This window comes from Streptomyces flavalbus (genome assembly GCF_042674625.1).
Taxonomy (GTDB): domain Bacteria; phylum Actinomycetota; class Actinomycetes; order Streptomycetales; family Streptomycetaceae; genus Streptomyces; species Streptomyces flavalbus.
On the sequence record NZ_JBHTEB010000001.1, the window covers coordinates 5,583,062 to 5,606,065 of the forward strand.

Below are 23,004 nucleotides of genomic sequence, written 5' to 3' on the forward strand. Positions count from 1 at the left end.
CTCGGGACCCGGCCCCGGGATCAGGCGCTCTTGATCGCCGAGATGTCGAAGTTCAGCTTGATCTTGTCGGAGACCAGGAAGCCGCCGGTCTCCAGCGCCGCGTTCCAGGTCAGGCCCCACTCGGAGCGCAGGATCGTGGCCTTGCCCTCGAAGCCGACGCGCTCGTTGCCGAACGGGTCCTTCGCGGCGCCGTTGAACTCCAGGTCGATGGTGATCGGCTTGGTGACGCCGAGGAGCGACAGGTCGCCGGTGATGCGGTAGTCGTCGCCGCCCAGCGCCTCGGCCGAGGTGGACCGGAAGGTCATGGTCGGGAACTCGTCGGTCTTGAAGAAGTCGGCGCTCTTCAGGTGGCCGTCGCGGTCGGCGTTGCCGGTGTCGATGCTGTCCATCGTCACGTCGATGGACGCGGTGGACTTGGCCGGGTCGTCGCCGTCCAGGTGCAGGGTGCCGCTGAAGTCGAGGAACTTGCCCTTGACGTTGGTGACCATGGCGTGCCGGGCGACGAAGCCGATGGTGGTGTGGGCGGGGTCGATGGTGTAGTCGCCGGTCAGCGAGGTGAGGTTCTGGTCGCTCATGATGTCTCCAAGGGGGTTGCGGGCGGTTCGGGGGAGAACCGCGGGCCCAGTAAGTTGAACATTCAACGAGCCCAACACGGTCGACCGTAGACCTATTCCCTTCAGCTTTCAACGTCATCGAGCGAGTGTCGCGATTGGGCCACCCGGCGCGGTGGTACCCAGTGCTCGTGCATTCGGTCGCCGTCCTGGTCGAACTGATGCGAAGCCCCCTGTCAGGCGGCCAGGTCAAGTGCTGGGAACGCTTCGCGGAGGCAGCCGCGCGGCTCCCGGACGGCCCGGTGCCCGACCTCACCGTCTACTTCCTGGGAGAGCGGAACCAGGTCGAGGCCCTGTCCCCGCACGTCCGGTTCGTGATGCTGCGGCCGGTGCTGAGCACGGCCGCGCTGACGTCCGAGGGGGCGGCGGACGCCTCCGACCTCGCGCCGTACCACCACCGGCTCGCCGCCCTGCTGCCCCAGCACGACGTCTGGCACCTCACCCACAGCTTCGCCTTCGCCACCACCGCCGTACGACTGGCCCGCGCCGCCGCCCGCAAGGGCGACCGGGTGCCGCGCCTGGTGGTGTCGGTGCACACCGACGTCCCCAGACTGGCCTCGGTCTACACCCGCTACCTCACCGACCGTCGGCTGCCCCTCGTCGGCGACCTCCTCGCCGACCAGGCCGAACGCTGGCTGCGGCGCCGCCGCGACCGGCTGCTCAACGCCTGCGAACGCGTCCTCGTCCCCACCCCGGCCGGACGCGCCGAGTTCGCGCCGCTGCTCGGCCCGCAGCGGGTCTTCCTGCTGCGCCGCGGCACCGACCACGACCGCTTCCGCCCCGACCCCGCCGCCCGCGCCCGGCTTCTCCGGCGCCACGGCCTGCCCGCCGACCGCCCGCTGGTGCTGTTCGCGGGCCGCCTGGACGCCTCCAAGGGCCTGCCCGCGCTGGCGCACGCCCTGCGGCTGCTGCGCGACCGGGGCGCGGGCGCGCACCTGGTGATGGCGGGCGCCGGCGCGGAGACCGACGCCGTGCACCGGCTGCTCGGCCCCGGCGCCACGCTGCTCGGCCCGCTCCCGCAGGACCGGCTGGCCGAGGTGTACGCGGGCTGCGACGTCTTCGCCTTCCCGTCCCGCACCGAGACCTGCGGCAACGTCGTCGCCGAGGCGATGGCCAGCGGCCTCGCGGTGCTGCTCCCCGAGGGCGCCGCCACCACCCAGTGGCTGCGCGCCCCCGGCCGGGACGGCGTCGTCGTACCCGGCGACGACCCCCGCACCTGGGCCGACGCCCTGGCCGCGCTCGTCACCGACCCGCACCGCCTGGCCACGGTCCGCCGGGCCGCCGCCAGCACCGCCCGCCGCCACCATCCCACCTGGACCCAGGTCCTCACCGAGGACCTCCTGCCGCACTGGACGCCCCCGCCCCGCACCCGCGTCACGCCCCCGGCCGACGCGGCGTGACCCCGGGGCCCGCGCCCCGCCCGTGCAACGCCGCGATCAGCCGCGAGGTGTCCAGGGCGACCACCCCCACCGCCACCCCCACCAGCCCCGCCACCGTCACCGCGCTCACCGGCCACCCGGTGCTGACCGTCTCCTCGAAGAGCAGGGTCCCGACGGTCACCGCGACCACCGGCTCGGTCGCGTCGATGACCGGCACGCTCGCCGCCAGCGGCCCCTGCTGGAACGCGCTCTGGATCAGCAGCAGCCCGCCGACGCTGGCGACGACCAGGGCGTACGTCTGCCAGGCGGCCAGCGCCGCGAGGAGCCCGTGCCGCAGCCGGTCGACGGTCGCCGCGAGCAGTACCGACTGGGTGCCCATCACCGCCCCCGCCGCCAGCGCCGTCGCCGACGCCCGCCACGGCCCGGACAGCGCCCGCCCCACCGCCAGCGCCAGCACCACCAGCGCCCCGGTCGCCCCCAGCACCAGCAGCCACGACGCCCACCCCGCCGCCTCCGGACGCCCGCCCCGTGGCCGCGCCGACGCCAGCGCCAGCGCCAGCCCCCCGGCCACCGCCAGCGTGCCCAGCCACTCCCGGCGCCCCAGCCGCATCCGGTACAGCCGCGCCGACAACGGCACCGCGAACACCAGCTCCGCCACGATCAACGGCTGGACGAGGCTCAGCGGCCCGAACGCCAGGGCCAGCGACTGGAAGCCGTACGCGAGCACCGCGAGGCCGATGCCGCACAGCCACCGCCGGTCCCGCGCCAACCGGCCGAGCAGCCGCGGGGAGAGCGCCTCGTCGTCCGGACGCGCCGCCGCCGCCCACTGCTGGAGCACGCCCGCGACGGCGAAGCAGCCGCCCGCCGCGAGCGACGCCGGGACGGCGACCGACAGCACCGCTGGCGCTACTCGGCGACCCGACGGCTCGGCGCGCCCTGCGTCGCCCCGCGCGTGTGGACGTACAACTGCCGCCGGTCGCCCACGTCGAGCCGCTTCGGCAGCGGCAACTCGTGGTGCACCGGCATCCGGTGGTCGGCGAGCTGCCGCTCGGGGTTGTAGACCTTGTTGAACTTCCACAGCATCCGGGCGAAGTTGGTCTGCCCGTGCAGCAGGTTCCGCCCGAGCACCCGGGCCGCCCCGAACGCCGTGCGCAGCCCCAGGTGCTTGCGGTTGATCACCGCCTGGGTGCGCACCAGCTCCTCGTAGAACCTCCCCAGCGGCAGCGTCGTCGGCACCACCGCGTGCTGGATGTCGAAGAGCCGGTAGTCGCGGGTGGTCAGCCGCCGCGACTCGGTGTGCCAGATCTCCGTGCCCGGGTACGGCGTCATCACCGTGAAGTGCACGATCTCCGGCACGGCCAGCGCGAACTCCCGCACCACCCGGAACTGCTCCTCGTCCCAGGCGGGGTCGACGATGAGGTTGATGGCGACCGTGATGCCGATCTTGCGGGCCGTCTCCAGCGCCCTGATGTTCTCGTCGGGGCTGATCCGCTTGCGGTACAGGTCGAGACCGGCCGCGTCGATGGCCTCCATGCCGAGGAACATGTAGCGCAGCCCCAGCCGGGCCCACCGCTCGAAGACCTCCGGGTGGCGCAGCAGCACGTCGCTGCGGGTCTCCAGGTAGTACCGCTTGCGGATGCCGCGCCGCTCCACCTCCGCGGCGATCGCGTTGCCGTGCTCCGGCCGGATGAACGCCACGTCGTCGACGATGAACACGTTCGGCTCCCGGATGCCCGCCAGCTCCGCCGCGGCGGCCTCCGGCGACGCCTTGCGGTAGCTGCGGCCGTAGAACGTCCACGCCGAGCAGAACGAGCAGTCCCACGGGCAGCCCCGGGTGAACTCGATCGACGCGCACGGGTCAAGCTCGCCGATGAAGTACCGCCGCCGGTTGCGCATCAGGTCCCGGGCCGGGAGCGGTGAGTCGATGCTGTGCAGCATCAGCGGCGCGGGCCCCCGCCCCGCCGCCGTCACGACGCCCGGCACCCCGTCCACCCCGCCGTCGCGTACGGCGTCCAGCAGCGGCGCGATGACCGGCTCGCCCTCGCCGCGCACCACGGCGTCCACGGCGCCGTCCGCCTGCTGGAGCACCTCCTCGGCGACGAAGGACACGCTGTGCCCGCCGAAGAAGACGAAGCAGCCCGGCACCACCCGCTTCACCCGGGCGGCCAGCTCGATCGCCTCGGGGATGTTCGCCAGGTAGTTGAGCGAGATGCCGAGCGCCTGCGGCCGGAACGACATCACCTCACGGCGCAGTCGGTCCTCACCGGCCACCTGGAGGTCCACCACCCGCACCGTGTGCCCGGCGTCGCGGGCCGCGCCCGCCACCCGTTCGAGGCCGAGCGGTTCGAGCCGCAGGAAGATCTCGGAGTACATCAGGGCGCTGGGGTGGACGAGCAGCACGCGCATGGTCACCTCGCCACGGGGGCCGACGGAAGGGTCTCCCCTTCGTATCCCGGTGGGCGGGCCCCCGCACCGCCCGTACCGCCGCCTGGCGGCACCGCGCGGCCCGCAGGGGTGGTCCGGCGCCCGCGGCGCTTCGGTCGCGGGACCCGGCCGGGTGGCCGATATTCGTACCAACGGCTCCACCGCTGGCGCCGGGCGCCCCGGTGGCGGTGTCCTGGGAAGCGGGGGGCCCGTATCCGGGACACCTCGGGCACGACCCCACCCCCCGCCCCGGCCGCCCCACCGGACCAACAGCCAGGGAGATCGCCAAGTGACCCACACCGGCTCCGGCCCCGGCCCCCTCCCCGAATCGGGCACCAGCGCCACCCGACTGCCGGGCCGCGCCCCCGGACCGCCCCCGCCGCCGCCCCCCGACACCCCCGTGGCGCTGGTCACCGGCGCCTCCTCCGGCATCGGGGCCGCCACCGCGCGGCGGTTCGCCGCCGAGGGCTGGCGGCTGGTGCTGACCGGGCGGCACCACGGGCGGCTCGCGGAGACCGCCCAGGGCACCGGCGCCGTCGTGCTGCCCGCCGACCTCACCGAGCCGGCGGGGCCGCGGCGGGTCGCCCGCGAGGCGCTCGGGGCCGCGGGGCGGATCGACGTGCTGGTGGCGGGGGCGGGCATCGGCTGGGCGGGGCCGTTCCTGACGATGCGGCACACGGACATCGACCACGTCCTCGACGTCGACCTCAACGCCACCCTCCACCTGGTCCGCGAGGTGCTCCCGGCCATGGTCGCCGCCGGGCGCGGGCGGGTCGTGCTGGTCGGCTCCGTCGCGGGCAGCGTCGGCGTGCGCGACGAGGCGGTGTACTCCGCCGCCAAGGCGGGCATGGCCGCGTTCGCCGAGGCGCTGCGCCAGGAGCTGCGCGGCACCGGCGTCGGCGTCACCCTCGTCGTACCCGGGCCGGTGGACACCGCGTTCTTCGACCGGCGGGGCACCCCCTACCTGCGTTCCCGGCCCCGCCCCACCTCCGCGGCCCGGGTCGCGGGCGCCGTCTGGGACGCGGTACGGCACGACCGGGACGATGTCTACGTGCCCGGCTGGCTCGCCCTGCCGGGGCGGGTGCGTGGTCTCGCACCCGCCCTGTACCGTCGGCTGCTGCACCGGTTCGGCTGACCGGGTGGTCCAGGGCGCCTCGATTGCGGCTCGATCCCGTTCCTTGTGCGGCTCCTACAACCGCAGACCCCCCTGACCAGTCGAAACAGCACTGTCTCTGGGTGGTTCTGTTCAGTCGTACCAGGAAAAGAGGCCGGAGACTGTACAGAGTCGACGGCCCCCTTTCCTTGCTCTGCTTCGTAAGGTCGCTACATGACCGTTTTGGATGAGGCACCGGGTGAGCCGACGGACGCGCGCGGGCGGGTGGCCGAGCTGCACGAGATCCGTGCGCAGGCGCTGGCCGGTCCGAGCGAGAAGGCGACGGCGGCGCAGCACGCCAAGGGCAAGCTGACCGCCCGTGAGCGCATCGAGCTGCTGCTGGACCCCGGCACCTTCCAGGAGGTCGAGCAACTGCGGCGGCACCGGGCGACCGGCTTCGGCCTGGAGGCCAAGAAGCCGTACACGGACGGCGTCATCACCGGCTGGGGCACCGTCGAGGGCCGCACCGTCTTCGTCTACGCCCATGACTTCCGCATCTTCGGCGGCGCGCTGGGCGAGGCCCACGCCAAGAAGATCCACAAGATCATGGACATGGCCATCGCGGCCGGGGCGCCGCTGGTCTCCCTCAACGACGGCGCGGGCGCCCGCATCCAGGAGGGCGTCGTCGCCCTCGCCGGGTACGGCGGCATCTTCCAGCGCAACACCAAGGCGTCCGGCGTGATCCCGCAGATCTCCGTGATGCTCGGCCCGTGCGCGGGCGGCGCGGCCTACAGCCCCGCCCTCACCGACTTCGTCTTCATGGTCCGCGAGACCTCGCAGATGTTCATCACCGGCCCGGACGTCGTCAAGGCGGTCACCGGCGAGGAGATCACCCAGAACGGCCTCGGCGGCGCCGACGTGCACGCCGAGACCTCCGGCGTCGCGCACTTCGCCTACGACGACGAGGAGACCTGCATCGCCGAGGTGCGGTACCTCCTCTCCCTGCTCCCGCAGAACAACCGCGAGAACCCGCCGCGCGCCGAGTCCCACGACGCCCCCGACCGCCGCTCCGACGTCCTGCTCGACCTGGTCCCGGCGGACGGCAACCGGCCGTACGACATGGCCAAGGTCATCGAGGAGATCGTCGACGACGGCGAGTACCTGGAGGTCCACGAGCGCTGGGCGCGGAACATCATCTGCGCGCTGGCCCGGATGGACGGCCAGGTCGTCGGCATCGTCGCCAACCAGCCCCAGGTCCTCGCGGGCGTCCTGGACATCGAGGCGTCGGAAAAAGCTGCGCGCTTTGTCCAGATGTGTGACGCTTTTAACATTCCGATCGTCACGTTCCTGGACGTCCCCGGGTTCCTCCCCGGCGTCGACCAGGAGCACGGCGGGATCATCCGGCACGGCGCGAAGCTGCTGTACGCCTACTGCAACGCCACCGTGCCGCGGATCTCGCTGATCCTGCGCAAGGCGTACGGAGGTGCGTACATCGTGATGGACAGCCAGTCCATCGGCGCGGACCTGACCTTCGCCTGGCCGACGAACGAGATCGCCGTGATGGGCGCCGAGGGCGCCGCGGGCGTCATCTTCCGCCGTCAGATCGCCTCCGCCGAGGACCCCGAGGCGATGCGCCAGAAGATGGTCAAGGAGTACAAGTCCGAGCTGATGCACCCGTACTACGCGGCGGAGCGCGGCCTGGTGGACGACGTCATCGATCCGGCCGAGACCCGCGAGGTGCTCATCAGGTCGCTGGCGATGCTGCACAGCAAGCACGCCGACCTGCCGTCCCGCAAGCACGGCAACCCGCCGCAGTAACCGGACGTTCCCAGCACGGCAACCCCTCAGACGTCTGACTCCCGGAGACTGACATCCATGAACGCCCCTGACATCCGCGTAGAGAAGGGCCACGCCGAGCCCGAGGAGGTCGCCGCCCTCACGGCCATCCTCCTGGCCCGCGCCGCCGCCCACAGCGCCACGCCGACCCCCGCCCACCGGGGCCGGGCCAGGGCCCCGTGGCGTCGCCTGGAACGCGAGAACGGCTTCCGCGCCCCGCACAGCTGGCGCTGAGGACAAGCACACGAATGGGCCCCTCTCCTTCTCGGAGAGGGGCCCATTCGCACACCTGAGGGGCGCGGGGAACTGCGCGACAAGCCACAGACTGCCCGCAGCCGGCGATGAAACCGCCCGGGGCAGCCCAGTGGCCGCCTCGGCAGACCTACCGCAACCGCGCCATGAGCGCGTGCTCAACCAACGTGATCAACGTCGACTTCGCATCCGCCCGGTGCCGCGCGTCCGTCGTGATGATCGGCGTGTCAGGCCCGATCTGCAACGCCTCCCGCACCTCTTCCGGCTGGTACGGCTGCTGCCCGTCGAACCCGTTCAGCGCGATCACGAACGGCAGCCCGCTGTTCTCGAAGTAGTCGACCGCCGGGAAGCAGTCGGCGAGGCGCCGGGTGTCCACGAGCACCACCGCGCCGATGGCACCGCGCACGAGGTCGTCCCACATGAACCAGAAGCGGTCCTGGCCGGGCGTACCGAAGAGGTACAGGATCAGGTCCTGGTCCAGGGTGATGCGGCCGAAGTCCATGGCGACCGTCGTGGTCGTCTTGTCCCCGGTGTGGGTGAGGTCGTCGATGCCTGCCGAAGCAGACGTCATGACGGCCTCCGTGCGCAGCGGATTGATCTCCGAGACGGCGCCGACGAACGTGGTCTTGCCCACGCCGAAGCCGCCAGCCACCACGATCTTCGCGGACGTGGTGGAGCGGGAAGGCCCTCCGCTAGAGCTTGCGAAGTCCACTGAGCACCCTTTCGAGCAGTGTCACGTCTGGCTGGCCGCCGGCGTTCTCGTCGCCGCCGGGCTGATGGATGGCGACCAGTCCCGCCTCCGCCAAGTCGGCGACGAGGATCCTGGCCACGCCGAGAGGGATCGTGAGCAGGGCGGAGATCTCCGCCACCGACTTGATCTCCCGGCACAGGTTGCAGATCCGCTGATGCTCGGGCAACTGGCCCTGCATCTGGTGCGGCTGCGCTGTGGTGTGCACCAGCGCCTCGATGGCGAGCTGGTACCGCGGCCTGGTACGACCGCCCGTCATGGCGTACGGGCGCACCAGGGGGTTGTTCGACGCCCCGGCGGGCGCTGGCTCAGGGGTGCGGCGGTGCGGCTGCACGGGCTGGATGCGCGGCGCCTGCGGCTGGTCGTACGGGCCGGGGCCGGGACCCTGGGGCGCGTACGGCTGCCGGTGGCTGGGGGTGGAGGGGAAGTTGTACCGGTTCTGGGACCCGTCGTGCTGGCCCTGGGCAGAGCCGTACGACCAGTCGCCCGTAGATGAACCGCCTGGGGGTGTTGCCACTTTCTCTCCTCCTCCGACTGTGCCGGGCACCCATCCCTGTGAGGCCGCGTCCCGAAACCTTACGGCCCCGGGACCCGAAAACGCACCGTCTGTCTGTTAGTTGAGAAGGCTCCCCTGGAGCTCCGCACGGAGATCCGGGGTCAGGACCGTGCCCGCACGGTCGACCAAAAGGGCCATCTCGTACCCGATGAGACCGATGTCCGCTTCGGGGTGTGCGAGAACGGCGAGCGAGGAACCGTCGGAGATGGACATGATGAAGAGGAATCCCCGCTCCATCTCCACAACCGTCTGGTTCACGCTGCCGCCCTCGAAGATCCGCGAGGCACCCGCGGTCAGCGAGGTCAGACCGGAGGCGACGGCCGCGAGCTGGTCGGCGCGGTCGCGGGGAAAGCCTTCGGACATCGCCAGAAGGAGTCCGTCGGCGGAGACCACCACCGTGTGGGACACACCGGGGGTGTTGTCCACGAAGTTGGTGATCAACCAGTTCAGGTTCTGTGCCGCCTGGCTCATCGGGCTCACACTAACGCTCCTGGTTGTAGGTGCTGTCAGGACCGAAGCCCTGGCCGTTCGTTTCACTTCCCGCGCTGCGTCCCCGCTGGACGCCCCGGCGCAGGTTGCTCAGCCTGCCCCGGACGTCCTCGGGAGCGCGGGAGACCTGGGGGCCGCCCTGCGGGGTCGACTCCGCGGCGCCCTCGACCAGGTTGGCCTTGGGCACCCGGCGCGGCAGGCCGGAGGCTGTCACTCCGCCCGCCTTGGGCTTCTTCAGGCGTGATGCCTGCTGCCAGCGCTCGTCGTTGGCCGAGCGCCAGCCGTCTTCGGTGTTCGCCGACGGGGAGGGCGCCGCCTGGGCCGTGGGCCGTTCCGAGCCCGCGCCGCCCGTGCCGCTCGCGCCGCCCGCGGTGGATCCGCGGCGGGGGAGACCGGCGTCGGTCAGCTCGTGGCCCTGCGTCTGGCCCGCTTCCGGACGGTCGAAGCCTACGCTGTCCCGCTCACCGGCGTCAGCGGCCTGCGTGGGTTCCGCTTGGGGAGCGTACTCGTCCGGGTAGCCGTTCTGGTAGCCGGACGTCTGCTGCCAGTTCTGCTGGTAGGACTGCTCGTCGTAGCCCTGGAAGCCGTCCGCCGCGGCGGCGGGCGCGGCCTGCGTACCCTCCGGGGCCGACTCCGGATAACCGGATTCCGGGTAGCCGCCGGTCGTCGGGAAGCCGTTGTCCGAGGTGAATCCGTCGTTCTGCGGCAGGCCGTCGTCCGGCGCGTAGTACTGCTCGTCGTACGCCTGCTGCCGCGGCTCCTCGTACCCGGCCTGCTGGCCGTACGCCGACTGCTCGGGGTAGCCGGTACCGCCGTCGTCGTAGGAGGGCTGGGCGTCCGGGAAGCCGTCCGCGTAGGCGGCCGACTCCGGGGACTGCTGCTCGGGCTGGTGGGTCTGGGCCTCCAGCGCCGCCCGGCGCTCCTCGCGCATCAGGGAGCGGCCGACCGGGTCCAGCTCGCGGATGTCGTCCGGGATCTCGGCGTAGCGGCTGTCGTCGAAGCCGAGTTCCGCGGCCGTGCGCAGTTGCTGCTGCTGCGGCTGCTGCTGCACCCCGAGGTTCTCACCCTGGAACTGCTGCTCCGGGATGATCTGCGAGACGGTGAACTCCTCGCGCTCCAGCGGCTGTTCGCCACCGCCGCCGTGGGTGATCGCGTCCGGCAGCATGACCAGCGAGGTGGTGCCCGCCTGCTCGCCCGAGGGGCGGAGCTGGACGCGGATGCCGTGCCGGTCGGAGAGGCGGCCGACCACGAACAGGCCCATGCGCTGGGAGATCGCGGCGTCCACGGTCGGCGGGTTGGCCAGCTTGTGGTTGATGTCCGCGAAGTCCTCGGCGGTCAGGCCGATGCCCTTGTCGTGGATCTCGATCATCACCCGGCCGTCGGGCAGCCGGGTCGCGGTGACGCGGACCTTGGTCTGCGGGGAGGAGAACGTGGTGGCGTTCTCAAGGAGCTCGGCCAGCAGGTGCACGAGGTCGGTCACGGCGCGGCCGTGGATGTCCGCCTCGGGGACGCCGGACAGCTCGATGCGCTCGTACTGCTCCACCTCGGAGGAGGCGGCGCGCAGCACGTCGACGAGCGGCACCGGCTGGTCCCAGCGGCGGCCGGGCTCCTCGCCCGCGAGGACCAGGAGGTTCTCGCCGTTGCGGCGCATACGGGTCGCCAGGTGGTCCAGGCGGAAGAGGTTCTCCAACTGGTCCGGGTCGGCCTCGTTGTTCTCCAGGTCGGTGATGAGGGTGAGCTGGCCCTCGATCAGCGACTGGTTGCGGCGCGAGAGGTTGGTGAAGATCGCGTTGATGTTGCCCCGCAGCAGGGCCTGCTCGGCGGCGAGCCGGACGGCCTCGCGGTGCACCTGGTCGAAGGCGCGGGCGACCTCGCCGATCTCGTCCCGGGTGGTGATCGGGATCGGCTGGACGCGGGTGTCCACGCGGCCCGGGTCGGTCCGGGAGAGCTGGTCGACCAGCATCGGCAGGCGCTGCTCGGCGATGCCGAAGGCGGCGTTGCGCAGCTGGCGCATGGCGCGGCTCATCTGGCGGGCCACCATGCCGGCGAGCACGAACGCGGCGAGCAGCGCGATGACGACGGCGGCACCGGTGATGAACGCGTCCCGCTTGGCGTCGTCGGCGATGCCGGACGCCTCGGTCACCGCGGCCTCGGCCATGTCCGACTCGATGGTGCGGTAGGCGTCGTACTTGAGGGTGTTGACCGCCCACCAGTTCTCCGCCGTGACGCCCTGCTCGGCGAGGGCGGCGCGCTCGGTGGGGTCGACCGACTTCAGGCCCGCGACGGCGGCGACCATCTTGGCCGGGTCGGACGGCGGCGCCTGGTAGTCCGGGTTCTGCGCGAGGGCTTCCTTGGCCTGTTCCTTGGCGTCGGCCTTCAGCTTCTCCTGGAGTTCCTCCAGCTTCCGCACGTCGGCCTCGGTGCCACCGCCCCGGTACTCCTCGATGGCGATGCGCTCCAGGTAGGCGTACGAGGTGAGCGCGACCTTCTGGCTGGCCAGGCTGCCCTCACCGGGGCCCGGCTTGACCAGCAGGTGCATCCCGATGGACCGCTCCAGCGACAGCGCCGACTTCGTCAGCGAGATCGCGTAGACGGTACGGCCGTAGCTGGTGATGTTGCCGGTGCCGAGACCCAGCTCGTTGGCGAACTCAAGGAGCGGGTGGGCGACGTTGAGGTAGCCCTCCTCCGTCATCACCCCGGTGAGCTTGGGGGAGACGTAGGCGCCCTGGCGCAGCGTCGGGAGGGTGGTCTCCGCCTCCCGGAACAGCTTCAGTCGGCGTTCGAGGCCGGGCTTGGAGGGCATGTTCTGCGCGGCCTGGTCGAAGGCGTCGGCCGCCTCGTCGGTGGTCGCGCGGGCCTTGCTGACGGTGGCCTGGTCCTCGTTGCTCTTGGATTCGAGGAGCAGCGGGGCGGCGGTCACGTCGCGCTCGGTGTAGAGCGCGTCGGCGTAGGTCAGGGCGGCCTGCACCAGCCGGGCGGTCTTCTTGGCGTCCTCGGCTTCCTGCCAGGTGTCGATCGAGCTCTTCACCTGGAAGCCGCCCATGACGAGGCCGACCAGCACGGGTATAAGCAGGATCGCGTTCAGCCGGGTCGGCACCCGCCAGTTGCGCGGCGAGAACCGGCCGCCGCTGGGCGTGGGGGCGGCCGTCGGCTCCGGGCCGGGCACGGGGGCGGGCGCCGCTCCGCGCGGCGGCGGGGTGAAGTTGCCCCGCGCGGGCGGCTCGGGACCGTTCTTGCTTCGCCTCACTCGACCAACAACCTCTCGGCGGCGGGCACCAACGTTGTGCCGCAGTGTCTCAGAGCCCAGTGCGCCATCGACCAAGGAGTACGTCTTTGACTATTGGGCAGTTCAGGCATTCCAGCACGTCAGTCAGCGCTCTTCCAAACATGGGAAAGCGCTGGTTCCGTTCGATGTAAGTCCCAGATAAAACGGTCATACAGAACGAGCCCCGGCAAAAGACGGGGCATTCGTGCGCGCAGCGACACCGCACGACCGCGACGCGTGGTGGCATCACCCGATTCCTCTGCCGAAACGTTATGAACAGCGGAGCCGACCGTGTCAAAGGCCACAGTCGGCTCCGGGGCGCCTACGGCAACTGCCGTAGGCGGCTGATCATTTGCGGCCCGCCGCGGGGTTACCGCAGGCGCGCCATGAGCGCGTGCTCCACCAGGGTGATCAGCGCGGACTTGGCGTCCGACCGGTGCCGGGCGTCCGTGGTGATGATGGGGGCGTCCGGTCCGATCTGGAGCGCCTCGCGCACCTCCTCCGGCGTGTACGGCTGGTGGCCGTCGAAGCCGTTGAGGGCGACCACGAACGGCAGGCCGCTGTTCTCGAAGTAGTCGACCGCCGGGAAGCAGTCCGCGAGGCGCCGGGTGTCGACCAGCACGACCGCGCCGATCGCGCCGCGCACCAGGTCGTCCCACATGAACCAGAAGCGGTCCTGCCCGGGCGTGCCGAACAGGTACAGGATCAGGTCCTGGTCGAGCGTGATGCGGCCGAAGTCCATGGCCACCGTGGTGGTGGTCTTGTCCCCGGTGTGGGTCAGGTCGTCGATGCCCGCGCTGGCGGACGTCATGACGGCCTCCGTGCGCAGCGGGTTGATCTCCGACACGGCTCCGACGAACGTGGTCTTGCCCACGCCGAAGCCGCCCGCCACCACGATCTTCGCGGAGGTGGTGGAGCGGGAGGCGGCAACCTGCCCGCCGCTAGAGCTTGCGAAGTCCACTGAGCACCCTTTCGAGCAGTGTCACGTCCGGCGCACCGGTGGTTTCGTCGCCGCCTGGCTGGTGGATGGCGACGAGTCCGGCCTCCGCCAGGTCGGCGACCAGGATCCGGGCCACGCCGAGCGGCATGGCCAGCAGCGCCGACACCTCGGCGACGGACTTCACCTCACGGCAGAGATGGCAGATGCGCTGGTGCTCCGGGAGGAGCCCCATCAGCGCTGCCGGGTCGGCCGTGGTGCTGATCAGTGCCTCGATGGCGAGCTGGTAGCGCGGCCGGGTCCGGCCGCCGGTCATCGCATAGGGACGGACCAGCGGCTGGTCGCCCTCGTCTCCGTACGGATCTGAGTACGGATCATGAGAGGCGGTGGGCGGGGTCATGAATCCTCCGGGCGGACAGCAAGTCGGTCAGTCGAGCCGTCGGACGGGGCCGGTGGGGGGATTGTGGCGGCCGGACGGTGATTTGGTGAGACGGGTGGATCCGGGGCCGGTCAGTGAAGCAGACTGCCTTGGAGCTCGGCGCGCAGGTCGGGGGTGAGCACCGCGCCCGCGCGGTCGACCAACAGGGCCATCTCGTAGCCGACCAGGCCGATGTCGCACTCGGGGTGCGAGAGGACGGCCAGCGACGAGCCGTCCGAGATGGACATGAGGAAGAGGAAACCCCGCTCCATCTCGACGACGGTCTGTGCCACCGTGCCGCCCTCGAAGATGCGGGACGCCCCGGCCGTCAGCGAGGTCAGTCCGGAGGCGACGGCCGCGAGCTGGTCCGCGCGGTCACGGGGGAAGCCCTCGGACAGCGCCAGCAGGAGGCCGTCGGCGGACACGACGACGGTGTGGGACACCCCGGGGGTGTTGTCCACGAAATTCGTGATCAACCAGTTCAGGTTCTGTGCCGCCTGGCTCATCGGGCTCAACTAACGCTCCTGCTGGTGAGTGGGGCTGGGGAAGCTGCCCGTCTGGCCGGATCCGGCCTGGCGTCCCTGGGCGATGCCCCGACGGAGATTGGTCAACCGGCCGCGAACGTCCTGAGGAGCGCGCGAGACCTGCGGACCACTCTGGTGCTGTTGCTGCTGAGCCGTGCCCGGGACGAGGTTCGCCCTGGGCACCCGGCGCGGCAGGCCGGAGGTGGTGACACCGCCCGCGGCGGGCTGCCGTACGCGCTCTGCCTGCCGGACGAGATCGTCGTTCGGCGAGCTGCGCCAGGCGGCGGTGGACCGCTGGGGGGCCGCGGGGCTCTGCGGCGCCTGCGGGGCGGGAGCGGAGTCGGTGCTCTGCTGACCGCCGCGCTGGCCGTGGAACCAGTTGGTCTCCAGCGTGTCGTACAAGGGGGTACGTCCGTCCCCGGCACCCGGCGCCGGGGGCAGGGCCTCCGGCTCGGGGCGGGCGGGACGCTGCGGCCGCTGCGGGGCCGACGGGCGCGGGGCGCCGAAGTCGGACCCGGGGGCGGCCGGGTTGGCGTGGCTCTGGCGGCCCGGCATCTGGTGCTGGCCGGTGGAGCTGTTGTCGTAGTGCGGGGCCTGCGGCTGCTGCGGGGCCGGGAACTGGCCGGTGGAGCCGTTGTCGTAGCCCTGCGGCGCCTGCGGCGTCGCGAACTGGCCGGTGCCGGACGGGTCCTGCTGGCCGCCCGGAGCACCGAAGAGGTCGGCGCGCCGGAACGGGTCGGCGGCGTCCTGGCCACCCGGCCGGGGGAACTGGCCCGAGTCCTGCCTGCCGACCGCGCCGGGACGCGGGGCGTCGAAGTCGGGGCGGGCGAACTCCGAGGTCGAGCCCGGACCCTGCCGGTCGTCGATCCGGGGGAAGCCCGAGGTGGCGGCGGGACCCTGGCGGTCGTCGATCCGCGGGAACTCGGAGGTCGAGCCCGGGCCCTGGCGGTCGTCGACCCTCGGGAACTCCGAGGTGGCGGCCGGTCCCTGGCGGTCGTCGATACGGGGGAACTCCGACGTCGAGGCGGGACCCTGGCGGTCGTCGATCCGCGGGAACTCCGAGGTCGAGCCCGGTCCCTGGCGGTCGTCGTAGCGAGGCGCCCGCCCGTTCTGGGAGACGTCCGGCTCGTCGTGGCCGCGCGGCGCGTCCAGCGAGGCGCGCGGCACCGGCGGCTGGGCGTTCTCGTCGCTCCAGCTCGGCCGGGACTGCTGGTCACTGCCGCCCGGCAGCTCGGCCCGCGGCCCGCCGCGCGGCGGGAGCTGCGGCTGCTGGCCCTGCTGCTGACCGCGCCGGAGCCGCCCGCCACCGAGGTTGCCGCGCTGCGGCGGCACACCCCCGCGGTTGTCCTGGCCCTGCTGCGGCGCGCCCGTGTCGGACGGCGGCTGGAAGCCCTGCGGCGCCGCCTGCGACGGCTGACCGAACCCGGAGCCCGCGCCCACCGGAGCGGGCCTGCCACCGGGAGCACCCTGGGGACCGCCCTGCGGACCCCGCGCGCCACCCGGCGCACCGGGACCCGCCCCCGGACGGCCACCCGCGCCGGGCAGCGCGGCCCGCGGCCCCTGACCGGCACCGAGCAGACCGCCGCCCGCCTGGGCACCGGCGCCCACGGCACCGGCGTTGCGACGCGCGGCGGCGACACCGGCGGAGGCCGCCGCGGCGGCCGAACCGCCACCGGGGCCACCGGCGCCCTGGCCCTGCTTGGGCTGCGGCTTGGCGCCGCCCTGGGCGACGTCGACGGGCAGCATGACCAGCGCGGTCGTACCACCGGAGTCGGACGGGCGGAGCTGGATGCGGATGCCGTGGCGCTGCGACAGACGGCCGACCACGAACAGACCCATGCGGCGGGAGACGGAGACGTCCACCGTGGGCGGCGAGGCGAGCCGCTCGTTGATCGCGGCCAGGTCCTCCGGCGACAGACCGATACCGGTGTCGTGGATCTCGATCAGCACCCGCCCGTCGGGCAGGGCGTGACCGGTGACCTTGACCTTGGTCTGCGGGGAGGAGAACGAGGTCGCGTTCTCCAGCAGCTCGGCGAGCAGGTGCACGAGGTCGTTGACGACACGACCGGCGACCTGCGTGGTCGGCACGGCGGCGAGTTCGATGCGCTCGTACTGCTCCACCTCGGAGGCGGCGGCGCGGAGCACGTCGACCAGCGGGACCGGGCGGGTCCAGCGGCGGCCGGGCTCCTCACCGGCGAGGACGAGGAGGTTCTCGCCGTTCCGGCGCATACGGGTCGCGAGGTGGTCCAGCTTGAACAGCGAGGCGAGCTGGTCGGGGTCGGCCTCGCGGGACTCCAGTTCGGAGATCAGCGAGAGCTGGCGCTGGATCAGACCCTGGGAGCGGCGCGAGAGGTTGGTGAACATCGCGTTGACGTTGCCCCGCAGCAGGGCCTGCTCGGCGGCGAGGCGGACCGCCTCGCGGTGCACGTCGTCGAAGGCCGCGGCCACGCGGCCGATCTCGTCCCGGGAGTGCACACCGACCGACTCCACCGAGGTGTCGACGTCCTGCGGGTCGGTCTCGGAGAGCTGCTTGACCAGCTCGGGCAGGCGTTCCTGGGCGACCTTGGTGGCCGTGTCCTCCAGGCGGCGCAGCGAGCGGATCATGGACCGGGCCACGACGAACGCGCCGACCAGTGACACGCCGAGCACGATCAGGATCAGCGCACCGGAGATGATGGCTTCCTGCTCGGACTCCTTGCGGAGTTCGCGGGCCTTCTGCTCCATCTCCTCCAGGAGGCGGCGCTCGATGTTCTTCATCTGCTGGATCTTGGTGGAGCTGTCGTCCAGCCAGTCGCGGTAGGACCGCTTCTCCAGGCCCTCGAGGCCGTCCGAGCCGCTCAGCGCGCGCTTGGCGAACAGGTCGGTGGCCTCGATGATCGCGTTGCCCTGGTCGATGGGCCGCAGGAGTTCGTCGGTGGCGTCGCCGTAGATGCTGCTGAAGCTGCGCAGCTCGGACGCCTGGCTCTGCAGGGCCGCCTCGGCGTACAGGCGGTCGTTGTCGGACAGCTCACCGAAGGTGGTGTTGCTCGCCGGGAGCGCCGCGGCGAGCACCGCGCGCTGCACCGACGCGTACTCCTTGGCGGAGGAGAACGCCGCCAGCGAACGGGTCCGCTGGATCATGTCGGGGTTGCTGGTGGCCTCGGCCATGTCCTGGGAGAGGTCCAGCAGGTGGGTGATCAGCCGGTGGTACGCCTCGACCGTCTGGGTGGAGTTGCCCTCGGCCTCGTACGCGGTGTTGCGGATCTTGTTGAGGCCGTTCAGGTCGCTCGCGAGGCCCACGAGGCTGTCGCGGACGCCCTGGAGGTTGCCCTCCTTGCTGGCCGCGTCGACCTCTTCGGAGGCGGTGAGGAAGTTGTCCAGGGCCCGGTCGGTGCGGTCCCGGTAGCCCTTGACCAGGACGGCGCTGGTGGTCGAGCCGTGCGCCAGCGGTCCGGCGGAGTTGTCGCGCTCCTCCTGGAGGGCGGCGGCCAGCTCGGTGGCCTGCTTGGTCATGTCCGTCAGCAGCTTCATGTTGTCGAGCTGCTGGATGTCGTCCATGGACTGGTTGATCCGCAGTGCGCCCAGCGAGGTGGCCGCGACCACCGGCAGCGCGAGCAGCGACACCAGTCGGGTCGAGATGCGCCAGTTGCGCAGGGCTATTCGCGGGCCGGGGCCCACCGGGCCCTGCGGCGGCTTCACGTCCGGGCTCGGGGCCTTGGGCGACGCCGGGGCGCCGGGGCGCCCGGAGCGGGCACCGCCGTCACCGGTCGGGGCCGGACCCTGGTTCTGGGCGTGCTGGGGCGAGGAGCTGCCGGCCATGGAGCCAGTCCCGCCGTGCGGCTCCGGCTCCGCCGAAGCACTGCCATCCCTCTTGAAACGTCCCTGCACTAGCGTCGCAACCTCTGGACCAGGCGCCCCTCCGCGTGAACGGAAGGACGGTGTCGGCGTTGTCGGGAACGCCCTGAATACGTTCCCGGGTGGTCGTGAGTGACCGGCGCTGGTTCCCCCTATCTCGCCGCCACTCGGCGCTGTAGCGCCCCCTGCGCGCCGGCTCGATCCTGCGGCGGTCCGTGGAATTCCAGCACAGTGCAGGATCTCCAACAAGGCCAGTTGGTCAGGCTGTGACCTACGTGACTGCTCGTGAGGGGCGGGTCACGGGTGGTAGACGGAGGTTCCGCTGATACCGGGCGTATCACCGCGAGTCGCCAGGGTGGGGCCGTGGGCGGTGTCGTGTCCCAGTCGCCATGATCAGGAGCGGAATGTTGGGTTCAGGTGGCTATTGTCCCTTTCGCCGGTATGGCGGAGCCGCCTGAATTGCCCTTTTTGATCTCAGGATCGTGAGCAAACTCACACCGAATTCAGGGGAGCTTCTTGTCTTCGGTGGGGAACGGGATGTTTAGCCTGACGCTTTACATCAGGCGACATTCTGTCAACCGGCGCCCCCGCGCCCCGTACACGACAAGGTTCCGTACAACCGTGAAGACGACGACGATGTTCCGTACGACGGCCAACCCGCGACGCACCACGCTGGCGCACCTCACCGACGCCGACGCGCTGCGGACCCCGGTCCGCGAGGAGAACTCCGTCGAGCTGCCCACGCAGACGGCCAACCCCCGGCGCACGGTCCTGATGCACACCCCGGAACCGGCCGCCGCCGCGCAGTAGTAGCACACGGCCCCCGCACCAGGCCGACCGGGCGCCCCGCGTTGACGCGCGAGGCGCCCGTCCTTTTGGGGCGATAGCCTGAGGCGTCAGACTCCAGCCGCTCTTCAGTCAAGGGGCAAAGCAACCCGTGCGCATCGCCAGGTTCTCCATCGACGGGAACGTCGCCTTCGGCGCGGTCGAGGGTGACAAGCCGGACGAGCTCGTCCTCGACATCATCAAGGGCATCCCGTTCGCGGACTTCGAACTCTCCGGGACGAAGGTGCCGGTGAGCAAGGTCCGGCTGCTGCCCCCGGTGCTCCCCAACAAGGTCGTCGCCTACGGCCGCAACTACGCCGAGCACGCCCGTGAACTGGGCAACGAGGTGCCCGACGCCCCGTTCGCCTTCTTCAAGCCGTCCACCTCGGTGATCGGCCCCGGCGACGAGATCCAGTACCCCTCCTTCTCCGCGGACCTGCACCACGAGGCCGAGCTGGCCGTCGTCATCGGCCGCATGTGCCGCGAGGTCCCGCGCGAGCGCGTCAAGGACGTCATCCTCGGCTACACCTGCGCCAACGACGTCACCGCCCGCGACGTGCAGAAGCGCGAGAAGCAGTGGGCCAGGGCGAAGGGCTTCGACACCTCCTGCCCGCTCGGCCCCTGGGTGGAGACCGACCTCGATCCGGCGGACCTGACCATCCAGCTCACGGTCAACGGCCAGCAGCGCCAGCTCGGCCGCACCAGCGAGATGATCCACCCCATCGAGGACCTGATCGTCCACATCACCGAGGCCATGACGCTGCTCCCCGGCGACGTGGTCCTCACGGGCACCCCCGCGGGCGTCGGCCCGCTCGCTGTCGGCGACGAGGTCTCCGTCAGCATCGAAGGCATCGGCACTCTCACCAACAAGGTTGTCAAGCGTGGCTAGCGCACCCGGCTCCCCCGTACGCGTCCGTTTCTGCCCCTCGCCCACCGGTAACCCGCACGTGGGCCTGGTCCGCACCGCCCTGTTCAACTGGGCGTTCGCCCGCCACCACCAGGGCACGCTCGTCTTCCGCATCGAGGACACCGACGCGGCCCGCGACTCCGAGGAGTCCTACGAGCAGCTCCTGGACTCGATGCGCTGGCTGGGCTTCGACTGGGACGAGGGCCCCGAGGTCGGCGGCCCGCACGCGCCGTACCGCCAGTCGCAGCGCATGGACCTCTACAAGGACGTCGCCGCCAAGCTCCTGGAAGCCGGGCACGCCTACCACTGCTACTGCTCGCAGGCCGAGCTGGACACCCGCCGCGAGGCCGCCCGCGCCGCCGGCAAGCCCTCCGGCTACGACGGCCACTGCCGCGACCTGACCGCCGAGCAGGTCACCGCCTACCAGGCCGAGGGCCGCGAGCCGATCGTCCGCTTCCGGATGCCCGACGAGACGATCACCTTCACCGACCTGGTCCGCGGCGAGCTGACCTTCACCCCGGAGAACGTCCCGGACTACGGCATCGTCCGCGCCAACGGCGCCCCGCTCTACACGCTGGTCAACCCGGTCGACGACGCCCTGATGGAGATCACCCACGTCCTGCGCGGCGAGGACCTGCTCTCCTCCACCCCCCGCCAGATCGCCCTCTACAAGGCGCTGATCGAGCTGGGCGTCGCCAAGGAGATCCCCGCCTTCGGGCACCTGCCGTACGTGATGGGCGAGGGCAACAAGAAGCTCTCCAAGCGCGACCCGCAGTCCAGCCTCAACCTCTACCGCGAGCGCGGCTTCCTCCCCGAGGGCCTGCTCAACTACCTCTCCCTGCTCGGCTGGTCCCTCTCCGCCGACCAGGACATCTTCACCATGGCGGAGATGGTCGCGGCCTTCGACGTCGCGGACGTCAACCCCAACCCGGCCCGCTTCGACCTCAAGAAGTGCGAGGCGATCAACGCCGACCACATCCGCCTGCTGGACGTGAAGGACTTCACGGCCCGCTGCGAGCCCTGGCTGAAGGCCCCGTTCGCGCCCTGGGCGCCGGAGGACTTCGACCAGGCCAAGTGGCACGCCATCGCCCCGCACGCGCAGACCCGGCTGAAGGTGCTCTCCGAGATCACCGACAACGTCGACTTCCTGTTCCTGCCGGAGCCGGTCTTCGACGAGCCGAGCTGGACGAAGGCGATGAAGGAGGGCAGCGACGCGCTCCTGCGCACCGCCCGCGAGAAGCTGGCGGCGGCCGACTGGACCTCGCCTGAGTCCCTGAAGGAGGCCGTCCTCGCCGCCGGTGAGGCGCACGGCCTCAAGCTCGGCAAGGCCCAGGCCCCGGTCCGGGTCGCCGTCACCGGCCGCACGGTCGGCCTGCCGCTCTTCGAGTCCCTGGAGATCCTCGGCAAGGACACCACCCTGGCCCGGATCGACGCCGCCCTCGCGAGGCTCGCGGGCTGACGCACGGCGGAGTCGACGCGCTACCGTCGGTGCCATGGTCATCCACGCCGTCGTCTGGGACGTCGACGACACCCTCTTCGACTACACCACCGCCGACCGCGAGGGGATGCGGGCGCACCTCGTGACCGAGGGCCTGCTCCACGGAGACGCCTCCGTGGAGCAGGCCCTCGCGCGTTGGCGGGAGATCACCGACGCCCAGTGGGCCCGGTTCGCCGCCGGTGAGGTGGACTTCGTCACCCAGCGCCGGGACCGCACCCGGGTCTTCCTCGGCCGGGACCTCACGGACGCCGAGGCCGACGACTGGTTCGACCGCTACCTCGCGCACTACGAGGCCGCCTGGGCGCTCTTCCCCGACGTGCTGCCGGTCCTCGACGCCCTCGCCGCCAGCCACCGGCACGCGGTGCTCTCCAACTCCAGCCTCACCGTGCAGGACCGCAAGCTGCGCGTCCTCGGTGTCCACCACCGCTTCGAGACCATCCTGTGCGCCGCCGAACTCGGCGTCTCCAAGCCGGAGGCCGCCGCCTTCCGCGCCGCCTGCGACGCCCTCGGCCTCGCCCCGCACGAGGTGGCGTACGTCGGTGACCACCCGGAGATCGACGGCCGGGGCGCGGCGGACGCCGGGCTGCTGTCGGTGTGGATCGACCGGGCGGACGCGTCCGCCACGGTGGCCCCGCCGGGTGGCCCGCACCGCATCGCGTCCCTCGCCGAACTGCCCGCCCTGCTCGGCGGGGATACTCGTTTTGGAGCCCCGTCCACCTTCGGGTAATGTTCTTCCTGCGCCGCGGGGAGCGGGCCGGAAGGCCGGAACCCCCCAGCGTCAAACTAGAACAAGAACCCCTCAGGGGCTTGCGTTCCAGTGGCCTATGGTGTAATTGGCAGCACGACTGATTCTGGTTCAGTTAGTCTTGGTTCGAGTCCAGGTAGGCCAGCTCGCAGAGCTTGATCTGCACCGCGGATACCAGTCCGCAAAGCCCCCGTTGTGTAGCGGCCTAGCACGCTGCCCTCTCAAGGCAGTAGCGCCGGTTCGAATCCGGTCGGGGGTACGGTGATCTCACCCATGGTGATCGCTAGGGCCCCCGTTGTGTAGCGGCCTAGCACGCCGCCCTCTCAAGGCGGTAGCGCCGGTTCGAATCCGGTCGGGGGTACTGACTGGTCTAAACCACATTGGTCTATGGTGTAATTGGCAGCACGACTGATTCTGGTTCAGTTAGTCTTGGTTCGAGTCCAGGTAGACCAGCTCGGACCTGCGGAAACGCAGAGTCCACGCCCCCGTTGTGTAGCGGCCTAGCACGCCGCCCTCTCAAGGCGGTAGCGCCGGTTCGAATCCGGTCGGGGGTACGTGTCACAAGGGGCCCACGCTTCGGCGGGGCCCCTTCGTCGTGTGCGCCCCCGGAGTGCGGCTCCGTCGGGGAGCACCTGCCGCGGCGTTGGGGCCGGTGCTCTCCGG

Annotated in this window: 19 protein-coding genes and 5 tRNA genes; 13 read left to right on the plus strand and 11 right to left on the minus strand. The window is 71.5% G+C overall.

Annotated features, from left to right (window positions below):
- Positions 1–20 precede the first annotated feature (20 nt).
- Positions 21–575 (minus strand): YceI family protein, encoded by a 555-nt coding sequence (locus ACFQZ6_RS25180; RefSeq protein ID WP_381612845.1) that lies wholly within the window; start codon positions 573–575, stop codon positions 21–23.
- Positions 576–742: 167 nt separating this feature from the next.
- On the opposite strand from ACFQZ6_RS25180, the gene ACFQZ6_RS25185 reads away from it, so the two are divergent.
- Entirely contained in the window at positions 743–2,011 is a 1,269-nt protein-coding gene (locus tag ACFQZ6_RS25185) for a glycosyltransferase (protein ID WP_381612847.1), read from the plus strand.
- On the opposite strand, the gene ACFQZ6_RS25190 is transcribed toward ACFQZ6_RS25185, so the two are convergent.
- Together ACFQZ6_RS25190 and hpnR are read right to left on the minus strand one after the other, a co-directional pair.
- Complete coding sequence (locus tag ACFQZ6_RS25190; RefSeq protein ID WP_381612850.1) at positions 1,986–2,888, minus strand: DMT family transporter; 903 nt, start codon at positions 2,886–2,888, stop codon at positions 1,986–1,988. The genes ACFQZ6_RS25185 and ACFQZ6_RS25190 overlap by 26 nt on opposite strands.
- 8 nt (positions 2,889–2,896) lie before the next feature.
- The gene (hpnR, locus tag ACFQZ6_RS25195) at positions 2,897–4,396 is read right to left on the minus strand and encodes a hopanoid C-3 methylase HpnR (protein ID WP_381612852.1); all 1,500 of its coding nucleotides are present in this window, start codon (positions 4,394–4,396) and stop codon (positions 2,897–2,899) included.
- A gap of 367 nt (positions 4,397–4,763) precedes the next feature.
- On the opposite strand from hpnR, the gene ACFQZ6_RS25200 reads away from it, so the two are divergent.
- From ACFQZ6_RS25200 to ACFQZ6_RS25210, 3 genes are all read left to right on the plus strand, one after another.
- The gene (locus ACFQZ6_RS25200) at positions 4,764–5,549 is read left to right on the plus strand and encodes an SDR family NAD(P)-dependent oxidoreductase (RefSeq protein ID WP_381618626.1); all 786 of its coding nucleotides are present in this window, start codon (positions 4,764–4,766) and stop codon (positions 5,547–5,549) included.
- A gap of 192 nt (positions 5,550–5,741) precedes the next feature.
- Positions 5,742–7,325, plus strand: a complete 1,584-nt coding sequence (locus ACFQZ6_RS25205) for an acyl-CoA carboxylase subunit beta (protein ID WP_381612855.1) — start codon at positions 5,742–5,744, stop codon at positions 7,323–7,325.
- 57 nt (positions 7,326–7,382) lie between these two features.
- Positions 7,383–7,577 carry an acyl-CoA carboxylase subunit epsilon gene (locus ACFQZ6_RS25210; protein WP_381612857.1) on the plus strand — a complete coding sequence of 65 codons (195 nt, stop codon included), beginning with the start codon at positions 7,383–7,385 and terminating at the stop codon, positions 7,575–7,577.
- Positions 7,578–7,725: 148 nt separating this feature from the next.
- Here the strand turns inward: ACFQZ6_RS25210 and ACFQZ6_RS25215 are convergent, their stop codons facing one another.
- The 8 genes from ACFQZ6_RS25215 to ACFQZ6_RS25250 all read right to left on the minus strand — a co-directional run bounded on the left by ACFQZ6_RS25215 (position 7,726) and on the right by ACFQZ6_RS25250 (position 18,399).
- Complete coding sequence (locus ACFQZ6_RS25215; RefSeq protein ID WP_159535964.1) at positions 7,726–8,307, minus strand: GTP-binding protein; 582 nt, start codon at positions 8,305–8,307, stop codon at positions 7,726–7,728.
- The gene (locus ACFQZ6_RS25220; RefSeq protein ID WP_381612860.1) at positions 8,288–8,860 is read right to left on the minus strand and encodes a DUF742 domain-containing protein; all 573 of its coding nucleotides are present in this window, start codon (positions 8,858–8,860) and stop codon (positions 8,288–8,290) included. Before ACFQZ6_RS25220 ends, ACFQZ6_RS25215 begins: the two co-directional genes overlap by 20 nt.
- Before the next feature lie 96 nt (positions 8,861–8,956).
- The gene (locus tag ACFQZ6_RS25225) at positions 8,957–9,370 is read right to left on the minus strand and encodes a roadblock/LC7 domain-containing protein (protein ID WP_004983065.1); all 414 of its coding nucleotides are present in this window, start codon (positions 9,368–9,370) and stop codon (positions 8,957–8,959) included.
- 10 nt (positions 9,371–9,380) lie between these two features.
- Complete coding sequence (locus tag ACFQZ6_RS25230; protein ID WP_381612863.1) at positions 9,381–12,635, minus strand: nitrate- and nitrite sensing domain-containing protein; 3,255 nt, start codon at positions 12,633–12,635, stop codon at positions 9,381–9,383.
- 388 nt (positions 12,636–13,023) lie between these two features.
- Complete coding sequence (locus ACFQZ6_RS25235) at positions 13,024–13,614, minus strand: GTP-binding protein (protein WP_210924405.1); 591 nt, start codon at positions 13,612–13,614, stop codon at positions 13,024–13,026.
- A complete protein-coding gene (locus ACFQZ6_RS25240) occupies positions 13,595–13,990 on the minus strand; it encodes a DUF742 domain-containing protein (RefSeq protein ID WP_210924408.1) in 396 nt (131 codons plus the stop codon). Before ACFQZ6_RS25240 ends, ACFQZ6_RS25235 begins: the two co-directional genes overlap by 20 nt.
- A gap of 110 nt (positions 13,991–14,100) precedes the next feature.
- On the minus strand, positions 14,101–14,514 hold the full coding sequence (locus ACFQZ6_RS25245) for a roadblock/LC7 domain-containing protein (protein ID WP_037764993.1): 414 nt from the start codon (positions 14,512–14,514) through the stop codon (positions 14,101–14,103).
- Between the two features lie 9 nt (positions 14,515–14,523).
- The gene (locus ACFQZ6_RS25250) at positions 14,524–18,399 is read right to left on the minus strand and encodes a sensor histidine kinase (protein WP_381612868.1); all 3,876 of its coding nucleotides are present in this window, start codon (positions 18,397–18,399) and stop codon (positions 14,524–14,526) included.
- 588 nt (positions 18,400–18,987) lie between these two features.
- Here ACFQZ6_RS25250 and ACFQZ6_RS25255 point away from each other — a divergent pair.
- The 9 genes from ACFQZ6_RS25255 (at position 18,988) to ACFQZ6_RS25295 (ending at position 22,895) form a co-directional block, all read left to right on the plus strand.
- Positions 18,988–19,176, plus strand: coding sequence for a hypothetical protein (locus ACFQZ6_RS25255; protein WP_381612871.1), 189 nt, complete (start codon positions 18,988–18,990; stop codon positions 19,174–19,176).
- Positions 19,177–19,303: 127 nt separating this feature from the next.
- The gene (locus ACFQZ6_RS25260; RefSeq protein ID WP_381612874.1) at positions 19,304–20,080 is read left to right on the plus strand and encodes a fumarylacetoacetate hydrolase family protein; all 777 of its coding nucleotides are present in this window, start codon (positions 19,304–19,306) and stop codon (positions 20,078–20,080) included.
- A complete protein-coding gene (gene gltX, locus ACFQZ6_RS25265) occupies positions 20,073–21,557 on the plus strand; it encodes a glutamate--tRNA ligase (protein WP_381612877.1) in 1,485 nt (494 codons plus the stop codon). Before ACFQZ6_RS25260 ends, gltX begins: the two co-directional genes overlap by 8 nt.
- Before the next feature lie 34 nt (positions 21,558–21,591).
- The gene (locus ACFQZ6_RS25270; RefSeq protein WP_381612880.1) at positions 21,592–22,323 is read left to right on the plus strand and encodes an HAD family hydrolase; all 732 of its coding nucleotides are present in this window, start codon (positions 21,592–21,594) and stop codon (positions 22,321–22,323) included.
- A gap of 91 nt (positions 22,324–22,414) precedes the next feature.
- A tRNA-Gln gene (locus tag ACFQZ6_RS25275) sits at positions 22,415–22,486 on the plus strand.
- Positions 22,487–22,527: 41 nt separating this feature from the next.
- A tRNA-Glu gene (locus ACFQZ6_RS25280) sits at positions 22,528–22,600 on the plus strand.
- 29 nt (positions 22,601–22,629) lie between these two features.
- A tRNA-Glu gene (locus ACFQZ6_RS25285) sits at positions 22,630–22,702 on the plus strand.
- Positions 22,703–22,722: 20 nt separating this feature from the next.
- Positions 22,723–22,794 (plus strand) — tRNA-Gln (locus tag ACFQZ6_RS25290).
- Positions 22,795–22,822: 28 nt separating this feature from the next.
- A tRNA-Glu gene (locus ACFQZ6_RS25295) sits at positions 22,823–22,895 on the plus strand.
- Positions 22,896–23,004 lie beyond the last annotated feature (109 nt).